The organism is Hymenobacter pini (assembly GCF_020421205.1).
Lineage (GTDB): Bacteria > Bacteroidota > Bacteroidia > Cytophagales > Hymenobacteraceae > Hymenobacter > Hymenobacter pini.
Map to the genome: position 1 here is coordinate 291230 of NZ_JAIZZH010000003.1, position 13635 is coordinate 304864.

9 protein-coding genes are annotated in these 13635 nt (G+C 54.6%); 2 read left to right on the top strand and 7 right to left on the bottom strand.

From position 1 onward, the window contains the following. Positions 1-25 precede the first annotated feature (25 nt). Positions 26-811 (top strand): LysM peptidoglycan-binding domain-containing protein, encoded by a 786-nt coding sequence (locus LF252_RS12555; RefSeq protein ID WP_226269942.1) that lies wholly within the window; start codon positions 26-28, stop codon positions 809-811. Between the two features lie 101 nt (positions 812-912). Here the strand turns inward: LF252_RS12555 and LF252_RS12560 are convergent, their stop codons facing one another. The 7 genes from LF252_RS12560 to LF252_RS12590 all read right to left on the bottom strand — a co-directional run bounded on the left by LF252_RS12560 (position 913) and on the right by LF252_RS12590 (position 9737). Beyond that, positions 913-2046: a DUF4249 domain-containing protein gene (locus LF252_RS12560; RefSeq protein WP_226269943.1), complete on the bottom strand. Its 1134-nt coding sequence runs from the start codon at positions 2044-2046 to the stop codon at positions 913-915. Between the two features lie 327 nt (positions 2047-2373). Then, on the bottom strand, positions 2374-3555 hold the full coding sequence (locus LF252_RS12565; protein ID WP_226269944.1) for a DUF4249 domain-containing protein: 1182 nt from the start codon (positions 3553-3555) through the stop codon (positions 2374-2376). A gap of 83 nt (positions 3556-3638) precedes the next feature. After that, positions 3639-4817: a DUF4249 domain-containing protein gene (locus tag LF252_RS12570; protein WP_317197852.1), complete on the bottom strand. Its 1179-nt coding sequence runs from the start codon at positions 4815-4817 to the stop codon at positions 3639-3641. Positions 4818-4847: 30 nt separating this feature from the next. Then, positions 4848-5990, bottom strand: coding sequence for a DUF4249 domain-containing protein (locus LF252_RS12575; RefSeq protein WP_226269946.1), 1143 nt, complete (start codon positions 5988-5990; stop codon positions 4848-4850). A gap of 161 nt (positions 5991-6151) precedes the next feature. After that, a complete protein-coding gene (locus LF252_RS12580) occupies positions 6152-7252 on the bottom strand; it encodes a DUF4249 domain-containing protein (RefSeq protein ID WP_317197853.1) in 1101 nt (366 codons plus the stop codon). 71 nt (positions 7253-7323) lie between these two features. Then, a complete protein-coding gene (locus LF252_RS12585; RefSeq protein WP_226269947.1) occupies positions 7324-8484 on the bottom strand; it encodes a DUF4249 domain-containing protein in 1161 nt (386 codons plus the stop codon). 68 nt (positions 8485-8552) lie between these two features. Next, entirely contained in the window at positions 8553-9737 is a 1185-nt protein-coding gene (locus LF252_RS12590) for a DUF4249 domain-containing protein (protein ID WP_317197854.1), read from the bottom strand. A 175-nt stretch (positions 9738-9912) separates the two neighbouring features. Between LF252_RS12590 and dnaE the strand changes: the two genes are divergently transcribed. Then, on the top strand, positions 9913-13629 hold the full coding sequence (gene dnaE, locus LF252_RS12595) for a DNA polymerase III subunit alpha (protein ID WP_226269948.1): 3717 nt from the start codon (positions 9913-9915) through the stop codon (positions 13627-13629). Positions 13630-13635 lie beyond the last annotated feature (6 nt).

Below are 13635 nucleotides of genomic sequence, written 5' to 3' on the forward strand. Positions count from 1 at the left end.
ACGCTTTCTTTCTGGCTCATTCTTCATGCGCTTCCTTTTTGCTTCTTCGTTGCTTGTAGCGGCAGGCACCCTGGCATCCTTCGCCGCCCAGGCTCAGCAAACCGCCGGGCAACCCGTTACTGTAGCTCCCGCGCTTTCCGAAGATTCCGTGCGGGTTATGTCGGGGTTGGTGGAAACCAGCGTGCGGCGGCTGCGGGCTATTTATTTCGAGTCGAACGATACCAAGGCTGTGCAGCTGATTGACGCGGCGTTGGTAGATATTCCAGTGCTCAATCAGCGCCTGAGCCACTACACCGCCAGCCTGCCCCGCGAGCAACAGCAGTTGCTGGCCCAGCGCCTGCGCCAGCAGCCCTGGCAAGTGGAGCTTAACACCTTGCTGCGTAGCCCGCAGTACAAGGGCTTCGATGCCCGTGCGGCCAAAACACCCGAGCTGCAGGCTGCCGCCGAGCGGTTGCACGCCTCCGGTTTTATGGGCACGGCTAAGCCTGTGGCAGCTAAAGCGCCTACGGCGGCTCCGATGGGTACCATCACGATGCCCACCGCACCAGTCGCCGCGAAATCCAAGGTTCAGCCGAACACAAACAGCCTTGTTCCGGCCGCATCTAAACCGGTAACGCCTTCTGGCAAGCCTACGGTGGCAGCCGAAAAAACCGGCTCATTGGGGCAGCGCCACACTGTGCAAAAGGGTGAAACCCTGTTCAGCATTGCCCGCCACTACCACACTACGCCCGCCCAGCTCCAGCAGTGGAATGACAAAGCCGAGCCTTCGGTAAAAATTGGCGAAGTGCTGGTGGTGGAAGCCGGTAAGTAACCTCCCCACAACATGATTCAGCAAAAAGGCCAGCCCTTGTCAGGGCTGGCCTTTTTGCTGAATCAGATTTTCCAAGCATTAAAGCTGGTCCTTCTCTCTGATTATGGCCAGAACGAAGGCTTGATGTTGGACCCACGTCGGCGACAATCCACGCAGTCAGCCGATTGATAGGTATAGATTCGGTCCTTGGAGTCCGGGTCCTGTTGGAGGTCTTCAATAGGAATGAATAACCCTCCCCGGAAGAAATCAATTACCTGCTCAGGCGTCGGGTAAGTATTTTTCGGGTACTCGCCTTTATCGAGTGGCATTTGGCCTGCCGGGAAGCACGACTCGTAGCCGGTTATGTACACCCAGGTGCGTGGCAGCTGCCCGTAGTCAATAAAAATCCGCTGTTGCGTCATCGACTGGGCCCCTACAAAGCCCAGCACGGGCTCATCGGGGTCAGTAAGGCAGTGTATATTCCCGACGGACTGGGAGGGCAGCGGGTCATACAGGGTGCCCAGCGTTTCGGTATTCTTTCGCAGCTGGTCCCAATAGGCGTACTCCTCCGCTGTAAGGGCATACTGCTTCACCAGAATGCTGTACTTATTCTGCAGCTTTTTGGACGTGCTAGGCAACGCCAGCAGCTGATAGTGGCTTACCCGGTCCTGCTGTAGCTTAAGGGTGCTAAACAGCTTGATTGCCGAAGATGGCTCGTTGCCCCAGCAGTGGTAGATATCCTCCGTGCGCGGCACAATTTTCTTATTCTCATACTTGTAGTATGAGCGGTGCGAGGAGGTAAACGCCCACGTTTCCTCATATTCCCAACGGTAGTAGCGGGCCGCGCCCGTTTCATCGTGCGTATCCACAAACAGCCGCACCCCTGGGTTAGCACCCTGTTGCACCACCTCCCAACTCACGGCGTCAATGGCTGGTGTATTCTTTATTTCCGTGTAGTCGGAAGCATAGTCGCGCTGCGCGGCTGTAGTGAAGCGCAACCGCACACGCTTGCCGGCATCAAACCGCAAGTAGCCGGAGGTGTAAGTTCCGGGCACACCTTCTGTCAACGGGTATCGGGCTCCGTTTTCTACCTCAATAAAAACCTTGGCCCGGCTCTCCACGGGTGTTGCCTTCTTGTCGGCAATGTTGATGGAGCGGGTAAGCTGAATGGTAGTTGTCCCTGGGCTGTTAATTCGGCCATCTACCACCAGGTAGTTATTGGGGGCCGTTAGGGTTTTGGGGGCGTAGGGCTCCACGCAACCGGCGAGCCAACTAATACCGCCTAACAGGGCAAGGATAATAACAAGTGTATACCGCTGATGCATAAACTACGAGCAATGAGCTACAAGTAACCAAATATAGCTCAGTTACAGACTGTTTTGCTCAGCTATTACAGATTCCGTTTCGTTTCCACTCTGAACCGGCATGAGAAAGGCTGCGGCGAATGACTATAAGCCCATCTTCCGCCGCCACCTTCTGAGGGAACCAAGTGCATTGGAGCCAGCAATGCTTGGCTTGTCGCGCCTTCCCGGCAACTGCATGGGCTGCGCTTTGCAGCTTGAGTTCGAAAATCTATAACCGGTTTAACGCCAGAATGGAGGCCTGACATTGGTACCCCGCTTACGGCAGTCAGCGCATTCTGGAATTGCAACGAAATAACTCCAAGAGGCATAGCCGGGCGGTGGGTCCAGAATTTCTAAAATCGGAATAGCATCTCCACGCTTGAATACGTCCATTAACTCCGCTTTGGTATGCGACACGGGGTTAGAAAAGGGTATCGGCAATACAAACACCTCACACCCTTCGTAGCCTGTCAGAAACTTCCACTCGTCGGGGAGTTGGGCTCGGCTAACAAATAAGCGCTGTTGTTGCACCGATTGGGCACCAACAAATCCAATGACTATTTCTTCCGCGTTTAGCACGTTGTGCACGTTGCCGGTAAGCTGCGTGGGCATAGGGTCCGTTAGCGTACCCAGGGTTTCGGTGTTTTTGCGTAACGCTTCCCAATAGTTGTACTCCTCTACCGTAAGAGCATACTGTTTGACTAGCGTACTATACTTATACCGCAGCTTGGTTGAGTTTTGGGGCAGCAGCCGTACGGGCTGCTCAAAAATGACGTCGCGCGACAGTTTCAGCGTGTTACCCAACAGAATTGTAGAAGGCGCCTCGGAGCCCCAGCAGTTATAGATATTCTCGTTCCGGTAGACCAAACTATCGTCCTTGTACTCGAGCGTAGAGCGAGCAATTGAAGTAAACTCCCAGGTTTCGTCGAACGACCACCGGTAGTAGCGGGCGAGGTGCACATCGTCGTGGGTATTCACGTACACCTGTACCCCATCCGGCCTCACCCGCCACGAAACTGAGTCAATGGGCGGGGTGTACTTAGCGGCCGTGTAATCGGAGGCGTATTCCCGGCCACTGGCCGTAGTAAAGCGTAACCGCACCAGCTTTTCGGCCGGCAGCAAGAGCGACGCGGATGTATAGGTGCCGCTTGCGCTTTCCGTAAGCGGGTACCGCTGGCCATCGGCCTGCTCAATAAACATGCGGGCCTTGGATTCAACCGGTGCTTGTTTTTTGCTGGCCAGGCTCATTGTGCGGCTCAGCCGAATGGTGGTAACACCCTGGCTGTTGATGCCCCCATCCACTACCAAAAAATTACTCTGGTTTTCGGGCACGCTGGGCGAATATGAATCGATGCACCCGCTTATACTAAGCAGAAGCGCTGCTCCGCAATAAGAAATATACTTGGGTATAAACTTTGACATACTATTCAGATGCAGAAGGTTGATAATAACTGCTGCCTATTCTATGTCTCTAAGGTAACATAGGCCATTCAGCCCATAGATGCTTACCAGTAGGCTGGCTTGGTTTTCACCCCGCGCGTCCGGCAATCCACACAGTCAACCGACGAAAAAACGTAGAACGGCCGGGGGTCCAGCGCAGGGAAATGCAATTCTTCGAGTGCTACCGGGTGCCCCGACTTAAAAAATGCCAGTACTTCTTCTGGTGTTGGCCAGTCCATTGGATCTTCTGAGGGCCGGGGAATAGTGTCAATGTCCACGCAATGCTCGTAGCCAGTCACGTAAGGCCAGTCGAAGGGTAACTGATTGCGGGCAATGATGAGTCGCTTTTCGGCCACCGACTGCGCCCCCACAAAGCCCAGTACTACCTCCTCAGGGTTGGACACGTTGTGTACATTACCGGTAAGCTGCGTAGGCTGCGGGTCGAAGAGGGTGCCCAAATTTTGCGTGTTTTTGCGCAGGGCATCCCAGTAAGCGTATTCGTTCTTGCCCAGAGCGTACTGCCGCACCAAAATGCTGTATTTGTAGTAGAGCTTGGGGGTATCGCGCGGCAGCAGCACTATTGGAGCTTGCGAAATGACGCTTTGGGAAAGTTTTTCTGCCGTATTCAACACCACGTTGGTCGATGCCTGCGTCGTCCAGCATCGGTTGATGTCTTCTAGGCGGTCAACCATCTTCCCGTTTTTGTACTCTACTTTAGAAACGTAGCGCGTGGTAAACTCCCAGGTTTCCTCGTAGTCCCAGCGGTAGAAATCCGTCTGATTAGCATCGTCGTGCGCGTTAGCCGCAATTTGCAGTCCCCGGGCAGTGGGCTTCCACGTGACTGAATCAATGGCCGGGGTAACCAGTGCCGACACAAATTCGGAGGTGTACTCCCGCCCGCCAGCCGTAGTCAGGTGCAGGCGTACCCGTTGGCCCGCCGCCAGCGTTAGGTCGGCGGAGGTGTAGGTGCCCACCTTTCCTTCCCGCAAGGGATATTGTCCGCCAGCTTCCTGCTCAATAAAAACCTTGGCCTTGCTCTCAGCCGGTGGGGCACTGGTATTGGCTAAATTGACCGAACGCGAGAGCCGAATGGTGGTAACACCTCGGCTATTAATGCTGCCTTCTACGACCAAATAATTATTTGCTGCCTGAATTACTTCCGGCGCATACGGCTCCACGCAACTGCTTACGCTGAGTATAAGCCCCAGCATAACTCCAGTATATATTAGGGCAGCATATTTCATAGATCTACTGTTTTATACAATATTTATTTACTACCAAAAAATTGGTTTCTTAAGTACACCTCTGGTGCGACAATCAACACAATCAGCCGTTGAGAAAGAATAATAATAGATAGTATCTCTGCCATTTATCTTGGCTACTTTCAGCCGCTCTATTGGAATAATGTAATTTACATTCTCGAATAATTGAAACAGCTCCCTATTACTGGTCATTCTATAATCATTCTTTTTAGGCAACGTATCTGCCATGCACAGTTCATATCCGCTCACATAGGGCCAATCGTACGGCAATTTCGCTCGATCTGCAAATATGCGTTTCTCAGTGACCGACTGACAGGATATGAACCCTAGCACCACTTCTTCAGGGTTATGCACACTATGCATATTGCCGGCAATTTGACTTGGAAGCGGGTCGAATAGGGTTCCGATATTCTGGGTGTTTTTTTGTAGCCCAACCCAATAATTATACTCCTCTTTTGTCATTGCATACTGCTTAACCAGAATACTGTATCTTTTGTATAGTTTATCGGATGTTCGCGGCAACAATAGTATAGGCGCTTCAGATATCTGGCTTCTTCCGAGTTTAGCGGTGGTAGCCAACAGTATATTAGTAGACACTTTTGTTTGCCAACACTTGTTAATGCTTTTAGTTCTATCAACTACCCGGTGCTTAATACTATCATATCGAACTGTTGAATAAAATGGTGTGGCAAATTCCCATGTTTCTTCATACTCCCACCGGAAATATTTGAGCTGATCGGTATCATCGTGGGCATTGGCAGCAATTTGCAGACCGTGCCCCGTTGGCTTCCAAGTGATAGAATCAATGACCGGAGTAACGATGACTTGGGTAAAGTCAGAAACATACTCCTGCTGCGCAGCTGTTGCTACGCGCAGCCGCACCCGGCGCCCAGCATTCAAGGATAGCACCGCCGAGGTATAGGTGCCGGCTTTTTTCTCCGTAAGTGGGTAGCGCATACCTCCTTCCTCTTCAATAAATACGGTAGCCTTGGTTTCGGCGGGAGGCGAGGTAACAGTGCTGAGGCTGATTGCTCTGGATAGCCGAATAGTACTGCTACCCCGGCTGTTAATGCTACCCTCAACTACCAAGTACGCGTGCGGTGCTTGTATGACCTCCGGCACATAAGGCTCCAGGCAAGCGGTTAGCAACAGCACGATACATATTAGTTAAATCAGACGTATTAATAAGATCATAACGGAATATACTTGTTACTATACATGCTTTCATTTGCATTCCCTTCCCAGCAGCACTGGCGCAGGTAGCTGCTGCTAAGGCCAAAAGCTAGGTTTCACATTACTACCCCGTCGGCGGCAGTCTACACAATCAGCGGTAGAAAACAGATATACCCCCCACCGTACGTCACGGGCACAGCATTGCCAGCCCGGAAAAACTCCAGAATAGATACCAGAGGTGGCGCTTGCTGGTTTTTGCGCGGTATGGTGTCCAGGAAACAGCCTTCATACCCAGTTACGTAAGGCCAATCAGCGGGAAGCTGCTGCCGCTCAATAAAAATACGCTTCTCTTCTACTGACTGTGCCCCTACAAACCCCAACACCTGTTCAGCCGGCTCCGTCTGACAGTGTACATTCCCGGTAAGTTGGGAGGGCAAAGCATCAAACAGACTACCGATGCTCTCGGTATTCTTGCGCATCTGTTCCCAATAGGCGTATTCTTCCGGGGTCAGTGCGTATTGCTTTACTAAAATACTGTACTGAATGCGCACCTTGGGCGAGGCGTCTGGTAGTTGCGAAATGACTTGTTCGGAAACCCTGTTTTGCGCCAGCCGAGTGGTGCTGCCCAATACAATGGTGCTGGGAGCCTCGGTACCCCAGCAATGGTACACATCGTCACGACGGGGCACAATGCTCCCGCTCTTGTACTCGATAACCGACTGAAAGGCTGAAGTGAATTCCCAGGTTTCCACGTACGTCCACCGGAAGTACTGGCTCAGGTTGCTGGCATCGTGCGTGTTGGCGTACACATTCAGCTTTCGGTTCCTGATGGCCCACGATATAGAGTCAATTGGCGGCGTATCTTTTACCGTGGTATAGTCCGATATATAGTCCCGCTGGGTAGCGGTGGTAAAATGCAGGCGTACTTGTTTGCCCGCAGCGAGTTGAAGCGCAGCTGAGGTATACGTGCCAACACTAGTTTCTGAGAGAGGATACCGAGCCCCCTCTGCCTCCTCAATAAAGACGCGGGCTTTTGTTTCGGGTACCGGGTTTCCCTTCTGGCTCACTGCCATTGCATACGACAGCCGAACCACGCTTATGCCTTTGCTATTGATAGCGCCATCCACTACCAACAGGCGGCCAGGCTGGCGCTGTACCTCTGGCGTGTAAGGATCAATGCAGCCACCCAGCATGGCTGACACGGTTAGGCACATTATATTAACAATACACCTATTATTCACCATATCATTCCAACCGCATCACTTTACTACATATAAACCACTGATAGTCAACTGCATAAACTCTAATCTTGACCCTACCGAGGCCAGAAGCTGGGCCGCTTGTTTGTACCCTTGGTGCGGCAGTCGGCGCATTCGGGTGAGGCATAATCATAAAAACCAGGGCCTTTGGATAAGGGTACTGCCCCGCTTTTTTCAAAGAACTCCATAATCTGCGCGTAGGTGGGCGGATCTGGGTCGTCGGGTTGCGGTATCACGAAAATGTCACAAAAGCCGTAGCCGGTCCCCCGCGGGAAACCGGCGGGCATTTCGCTGCGCTTGATGAACAGGCGCTGTTCCACTACCGATTGTGCCCCCACAAACCCCAACACGGGCTCCGTTTCGTTGGACAGGCAGTGCACGTTGCCCGTGAGCTGGCTCGGCAAGGGGTCGTAGAGCCCCCCCACTATTTCTGTGTTCTTGCGCAGGTCTTCCCAATAGGCGTATTCCTCTGCCGTTAGGGCATATTGCTTTACCAGCGTGCTGTACTGCAGCTGCAGCTTGGGCGAATCGCCCCAAATCTCCACGATTGGCTGCTCCGAAATAATGTTCTGATTCAGCCGTAGCGAGTTGCCCAGCACAATTTTGGATGGCAGCTCTGAGCCCCAGCAGTTATAAATATTCTCGTCGAGGGTTCGGTTTACGATAGTATTATTGCGGTAGATGAAATCGGAACGGTAGCGGGCCGTAAACTCCCAGGTTTCATCAAAACTCCAGCGGTAGTAGCGCACTTGGCCGGTAGCATCGTGCGCATTAGCGTACACGTACAGCCGGTCATTGCGCGTGCGCCACGTCAAGGAGTCGATGGCGGGCGTAAGCAAAATGGTGGTCTGGTCAGAGGCGTACTCCCGGCCCCCAGCCGTAGTAAACCGTAAGCGGGTCTGCGCACCTACTGGCAAGCGTAGTGTTGGGGAAGTGTACGTACCGGCCGCCGTTTCCACCAGCGAGTAGCGCTGGCCGTCGGCCACTTCAATAAACACTTTGGCCTTGGTTTCAGCTACGGGGTTGCCCTTTTGCGTCAGTCCCATGGAGCGCGAAAGGCGGATGGTAGTGATGCCATTCGTGTTGATTCCCCCATCCACTACCAGTAAGCCGGCAGTTGGGCCATCTACTTTCGGCTCATAGGAATCAACGCAACTGGCAAGTGACAGCAGCAGCATAATCCAACCGCACGTGAAATATACTTGTAAGAGTTTCATCAATTCAGTAAAAATGACCTCGTAGCGTTAGCTCCACTATTATGCACTGGCCTTTGAAATACGATTAACTAAGGCCAGAAGCTCGGTTTCACATTAGTGCCTCTTTTTCGGCAATCTACGCACTCGGCTGTTGAGTAATAATACCCCGTTAGTGAAGGGGCAACCGGAATGGCGGGCCCTTGCCTGAAAAAATCAATGATTTGTTCCAGCGTTGGCGGGTTAGGGTCCGGAAACGTCGGGATATCGTACAGCACGCATTTTTCGTAGCCGGTCACGTAGGGCCAGCCGGGGGGCAGCTGGCTCCGGCTGATAAACAGGCGCTTTTCCTGCACTGATTGCGCGCCTACAAAGCCCAGCACTGGCTCGGCATCGTCCGTCAGGCAGTATACGTTGCCGGTGAGCTGGGTAGGCAGTGGGTCATAGAGTCCGCCCACAATTTCCGTATTCTTGCGCAAAGCTTCCCAGTAGGTATATTCCTCCGCCGTTAGCGCGTATTGCTTTACCAGGGTGCTATACAGTGTGCGCAGCTTCACGCTCGTATCGGGCAGCTGCGTAATGATCTGCTCTGAGATAATGTTCTGGTTTAAACGTAGCGTGTTGCCCAGCACAATCTTGGTGGGTGCCTCAGAGGCCCAGCACCGATAGATGTTCTCGTTTCGGGATACAATGCGGCCGTTTTTGTACTCCAGCCCCGACACAAACTGCGAGGTAAACTCCCACGTTTCGCCGAAGCTCCAGCGGTAGTAGCGGGCCTGGTTGCCGAGTTCGTGGGTATTGGCATACACGTACAGCCGGTCGTTGCGCGTGCGCCACGTCAGCGAGTCGATGGCGGGCGTGAGCAGGATGGTTGTCTGATTGGAAGCATACTCCCGGCCCGTGGCCGTAGTGAAGCGCAGCCGGACCAGCACGCCTGCGGGCAGGTGCAGTGCCCCCGAGGTGTAGGTGCCTGTTCCTGTTTCCGTCAGGGAGTAGCGTGGTCCGTTGGCCAGTTCAATGAACATCTTGGCTCTAGTCTCCGCCTGCGAAGCAACTTTCTGACTCAGGCCCGCTGTGCGTGAGAGCCGGATGGTGCTCACCCCGTCACTGTTGATGAACCCGTCTACCACCAGCAATCCGGCGGTCTGTCCTTCCACTTTCGGCTCGTATGGCTCAATACAACTCGACAACCCCAGAACCACCGCAAGCAACAACAGGCCAATAATTTGCCGCCGCCGCGCGCCTGTTATCACTCTAAGACCAAATATACTTTTCACGAATATAATTTTAGCCAATACGGTCCTGCTATCGTTCCAAATTTAACTCAGGCAAGTTATTCCTTTTATCTATCAGAATACGGAAAAAGCACCGTTTTTCCAATTTTCCTTTCCCCCGCTTCGTCGGTAACTTTACCTTACGCTTGGCGCCCTAACGGCGCGGAGCCGCTTGCCCATGCCCGTATTCTCGCACCTGCACTGCCACACTCAATATTCCCTGCTTGATGGTCAGGCCAGCATTTCGGCCCTGATGAAGAAGGCCCAGGCCGACGGCATGCCCGCGGTGGCCCTCACCGACCACGGCAACATGTTCGGGGCCTTCAACTTCGTGGCCGAGGCGAATAAGTACAACGTGAAGCCCATTGTGGGCTGCGAGTTTTACTTGGTGGAGGACCGGCACAAGAAAAGCTTCAGCCGGGAAAAGGGCGAGCGAGACGTGCGCCACCACCAGCTGCTGCTGGCCAAGGATCAGGCCGGCTACCAGAACCTGGCCAAGCTCTGCTCCATGAGCTTTATTGAGGGTGTGTACAGCAAGTACCCCCGTATTGACAAGGAGCTGCTGTTGCAGTACCACGAGGGCCTGATTGCCACTAGCTGCTGCATCGGGGCCGAAATTCCGCAGGCGCTACTCTGGAAATCGGAGGAAGAAGCCGAAAAGCTGCTGAAGTGGTGGCTGGATGTATTTGGCGAGGATTACTACATTGAAATCCAGCGCCACGGTATTGAGAACATCGACAATACCGGCAAAAGTCAGGAAGACCTCAACCAGATTCTGCTGAAGTGGGCCAAGAAGTACAACGTCAAGGTTATCTGCACCAACGACTCGCACTATGTGAATCAGGAGGACTTTGCGCCCCACGATTTGCTGCTGTGCGTGAACACGGGCGAGGAGCATAGCATCCCGGTGGGCGACTTCCAGACCAAATACTTCCGGCTGATGTCGTCGGACAACAAGGTGCTCTATGACCACCTCGACAACCTGCGCCCCCTGGCCTCTTCCGACGACCAGATCCGCCGGCAGCTGATGCGCATTGATGAGGAGGCCCAGATGCCCCGGCCTCGCTCCCGCTTCGGCTTCCCCAACGACCAGTTCTACTTCAAAACGCAGGAGGAGATGAGCCAGCTGTTCCGGGACGTGCCGGAAAGCCTGGACAACACCAACGAAATCGTCGATAAAATCACGCCACCCAAGCTGGCGCGTGATATTCTGCTGCCCAACTTCCCCATTCCTGCGCCCTTTGCCAACGCCGATGAATTTTTGCGCGAGCTGACCTACGTGGGTGCTTTCGGGCCGGGTGCGGGCAAAGGCAACCTGACGATGACCAAGCCCCCCCGGTATTCGGAGCGCACTCCGGAAATCGAGGAGCGGCTGGATTATGAGCTGCGCATCATCGAGACGATGGGCTTCGCCGGCTACTTCCTCATCGTGCAGGACTTCATCAACCGCGGCCGGGATATGGGCGTAGCCGTAGGTCCGGGCCGGGGCTCGGCGGCCGGCTCGGCCGTAGCCTACTGCGTGGGTATCACCAACATCGACCCCATTAAGTACAGCCTGCTGTTCGAGCGTTTCCTCAACCCGGAGCGCGTGTCGATGCCTGATATCGACATCGACTTCGACGACGTGAACCGCCAGCGGGTAATTGATTACGTGGTGGACAAGTACGGCAAAACCCAGGTGGCCCAGATTATCACCTTCGGTACCATGGCCGCCAAGTCCAGCATCAAGGACGTGGCCCGGGCCATGGAGTTGCCCTTGCCCGTGACCAACGAGCTGGCCAAGATGGTACCTGAAAAGCCCGGCACCACCCTGGCCGGGGCCTTTGCCGAAAACCAGGAGCTGGACATGATCCGCCGCGACGACGCTCCCGACAACCTCAGGGGCCAGATTCTGCGCCTGGCCGAGAAGCTGGAAGGCTCGGTGCGCAACACCGGCATCCACGCCGCCGGCGTCATCATCGCCCCCGACGACATCACCAAGTACATCCCCGTTTCCACTTCCAAGGACTCAGATCTACTGGTGACGCAGTTTGACGGCAAGGTGATTGAGAGTGCCGGGATGCTGAAGATGGACTTCCTGGGCCTGAAGACGCTGACCATCATCGTCGATGCCCTGGAGCTCATCAAGAAAAATCACGGCGTTGATATCAACATTGACGACATCCCCCTCGACGACCCCAAGACCTACGAGCTGTATCAGCGCGGCGACACCATCGGCACGTTCCAGTTCGAATCGGAAGGCATGCGCATGTACCTCAAGGACCTCAAGCCCACCAACATCGAGGACCTGATTGCCATGAACGCCCTCTACCGGCCGGGCCCTATGCAGTTCATCCCGAACTTCATCAACCGCAAGCACGGCCGCGAGGAAATTGAGTACCCACACGAGCTGCTGGAGCCCATCCTGAACTACTCCCAGGGCATCATGGTGTACCAGGAACAGATCATGCAGACGGCCCAGATTCTGGCCGGCTACTCCCTGGGCGGCGCCGACTTGCTGCGCCGCGCCATGGGTAAAAAGGACATGAAGAAGATGGCCCAGGAGCGGGAGAAATTCTGCAAGGGCGCCCTAGAGCTGCACGGCATCAAGGAGAAGAAGGCCAACGAGGTGTTTGACGTGATGGAGAAGTTTGCGGCCTACGGCTTCAACCGCTCCCACTCCGCCGCCTACTCGGTGGTAGCCTACCAGACGGGCTACCTCAAGGCCAACTACCCCGCCGAGTACATGGCCGCCGTACTCACCAACAACATGTCGGACATCAAGAAGGTAACCTTCTTTATCGAGGAGGCCCGCCGGCAGGGCGTGCAGGTACTTGGCCCCGACGTGAACGAATCCATCCTCAAGTTCAACGTAAACGAAAAGGGGCAGATTCGCTTCGGTATGGCTGCCGTGAAAGGCGCGGGCGAGGCCGCCATTGAAAACATTGTGGCCGAGCGGGACAAAAAGGGCCCTTACACCGACATTTTCGACTTCTCGAAGCGCGTGAACCTGCGCGCCGTGAATAAGAAAACGTTCGAGAGCCTGGCCTTATCAGGCGCTTTCGACTCGTTCGAGCGGTACCACCGCCGCCAGTTCGTGGAGGCCCCGGCCGGCGACCAGCACCTCATCGACAAAGCAGTGAAGATGGGGCAGCAGTACCAGGCAGAGCAGGACTCCGCCCAACAGAGCTTGTTTGGCGGTGGTGCCTTTGGCGCAGTAGCCATGCCCCTACCCAAGGTGGCCGATATGGAGCCTTGGCCCGCCACCGAGCAGTTGCGCCGCGAAAAAGAAGTGGTAGGCTTCTACCTCTCGGGCCATCCCTTGGATGACTTTAAGCTGGAAATTGACTCCTACTGCACCTGCTCCCTGGATAAGGTGGAGAACTACAAAAACCGCGAGGTAACGGTAGCCGGCCTGATTTCCAACGTCCTGTTCAAAACCACCAAGACCGGCCAGCCCTTCGTCTCGTTCAGTGTGGAAGACTACGAGTCCTCGCTGAACCTGGCCCTGTTCCGCGACGACTACAGCCGGTTCTCGGCCCTCATCAACCCGCGCAACTACGACAAGGAGCAGGTGCCGCCCATGTACATCCGGGGCAAGTACGCTCAACGTTTCCGCGACTCCGACCAATTTGAGTTCAAGATCCTGACCATGGAGCCCCTGTTCAACGTGGCCGAGAAGCTGGCCAATGGCGTGCGGGTACAGCTGGACCTACGCACCATCACGGAGCCCTTCATGGACCGCTTCATGGAAGCCGTGGAAGGCTGCGCCGGCTCCAAAAAGCTGGAAATCAAGTTTGCCGAGCCCCACGAGCACCTCACCGTGGACACCTACTCCCGCCGCTACCGCATCGAGCCGAAGGAGTTCATCCGCAAAATGCGCGAAATGGAAATCGACGCCTGCCAGCTGATTTAGTTTTCG

What these genes read in the sequence shown, in the direction of transcription:
- LF252_RS12585 (WP_226269947.1), bottom strand. Translation starts at nt 8,484, where the DNA reads ATGAAACTCTTACAAGTATATTTCACGTGCGGTTGGATTATGCTGCTG.
- LF252_RS12580 (WP_317197853.1), bottom strand. Translation starts at nt 7,252, where the DNA reads ATGGTGAATAATAGGTGTATTGTTAATATAATGTGCCTAACCGTGTCA.
- LF252_RS12555 (WP_226269942.1), top strand. Translation starts at nt 26, where the DNA reads ATGCGCTTCCTTTTTGCTTCTTCGTTGCTTGTAGCGGCAGGCACCCTG.
- dnaE (WP_226269948.1), top strand. Translation starts at nt 9,913, where the DNA reads ATGCCCGTATTCTCGCACCTGCACTGCCACACTCAATATTCCCTGCTT.
- LF252_RS12565 (WP_226269944.1), bottom strand. Translation starts at nt 3,555, where the DNA reads ATGTCAAAGTTTATACCCAAGTATATTTCTTATTGCGGAGCAGCGCTT.
- LF252_RS12570 (WP_317197852.1), bottom strand. Translation starts at nt 4,817, where the DNA reads ATGAAATATGCTGCCCTAATATATACTGGAGTTATGCTGGGGCTTATA.